Annotated in this window: 1 protein-coding gene; it reads left to right on the plus strand. The window is 74.7% G+C overall.

All coding sequences use genetic code 11. The annotated features are described in order from the left end of the window. A partial coding sequence (locus DVH02_RS36515; protein WP_233518536.1) for a polysaccharide biosynthesis protein occupies positions 1-1689 on the plus strand: 1689 nt, incomplete at both ends.

A 1689-nucleotide genomic window follows, 5' to 3' on the forward strand; every position in this document is an offset into this window, starting at 1 on the left:
CCGGGCCGGCCGGGCGACCGGGCCGCTGGTGTGGCGGACCTACGCCGTCAGCTCGCTGGTGGTGAGCGTCGCGTGCGTGGTGTTCCTGGCGACACTCGACCGGTGGGGGCCCTCGTACGCGCCGCTGCGCGGCCTCACCGCCGGGCTCGTCTTCACCGCCTCCTGCGTCGCCTGGGCGCTGCTCACCCTCCAGGACGGGGTGCTGACCGGGCTGCGGCGCGCCTTCTGGGTGCCCGTCGGCAACGCCGTCTTCTCCATCGGCAAGCTGCTGCTGCTCGCCGCGTTCGCGACGGCGATGCCGGTCCTGGGCGTCTTCGTGTCCTGGGCGGCGGCCATCGCCCTGTCCGTACTGCCGCTCGGCTGGCTGGTGTTCCGCAGGCTCATCCCGCGCCAGGCCGCCGCCGACCGCGACCGGGAGCCGCCGAGGGCGGCGGACATCGGGCGGTTCCTGGCCGGTGACTCGGTCGGGGCGCTGTTCAGCCTCGCGATGATCAACCTGCTGCCGGTGCTGGTCGCCGTCCGCTTCGACTCCGCGCACAACGCCTTCTTCTACACGGCCTACACGGTCGGCGGCACCATGGAGTTCATGGCCATCAACATGGCCTCCTCGCTCACCGCGCACGCCTCGCACAGCCCGGACCGGCTGGCCGAGGGCGTACGGGGAGCGCTGCGGCGGATGGCGCTGCTGCTGACGCCGGTGGTCCTGGTGCTGGTGGTGTTCGCCCCGCAGATCCTCGCCCCGTTCGGCGCCGACTACGCGCGCCACGGCACGACGGTCCTGCGGCTGCTGGCCGCCGCCGCGCTGCCCCGGGTGGTGGTCGAGCTGTACATCGGGGTGCTGCGGGTGCAGGGGCGTACGGGCATGCTCGCCGCGCTTCAGGGCACCATGTGCGTGCTCGTGCTGGGCAGCGCGCTGTATCTGCTCGGCCCTGCCGGTATCTCGGGCGCGGGCCTCGCGGTGCTGCTGTCGATGACGCTGGTCGCGCTGATCGCGGCGCCGGGGCTGCGGGCGGCGCTGCGGCCTGGTGGGGGTGGGGGGACGGGTTCGGGTACGGGTTCGGCTTCGAGTTCGAGTTCGAGTTCGGGTTCGAGTTCGGGTACGGGTACGGCTGGGGCTGGGGCTTACGGGGCGCGGGCCCGTTGGTACGGGGCCACGTCACGCCGTACTTCCCGGGCCGACGCCGACCGGTACGGGACCAGTTGGGCCCGCGAGGCCGCTCGGCTCCGTACCGCGCCCGCGGCGGGCGGCCGACCGGATCGGGCCCCGCGCCCGGCCCCGGCCGCCGATCCGGGGCCCGTGCCCGTGCCCGTGCCCGGTTGGTCGCGCGGCTCCCACGACACCGCGACCCCCGCGTTCGGGCTGATGGTCCCCACCGGAACCGCTCCCGCGCCCGCCCCGCGCGTCGACGAGGCCCGGCTCGTCACGTTCCTGTGGCTGCTGCTCGGGATATCGGCCGGGCTGTTCTGGGCGCCCCTCCTGCGGGTCGCGGACGTCGGCCGGGATCAGCTCACGGGGGCGCAACTCCTGGGTGTGCTGCCGCCGTTGACCGTGGTCGCCGCCATCCTGCTGATCGTCGTCCAGTGCGCCGCCGTCTCGCTCGCACGGCCGGGAGCGGCGCTGCTCGCGTTGGGGCCGCTGATCACGTTCGCCTCGCTGCACTCCGCGGCGCCGCTGCTCGGCCGTGCGAG

The organism is Streptomyces corynorhini (assembly GCF_003346515.1).
GTDB lineage: Bacteria > Actinomycetota > Actinomycetes > Streptomycetales > Streptomycetaceae > Streptomyces > Streptomyces corynorhini.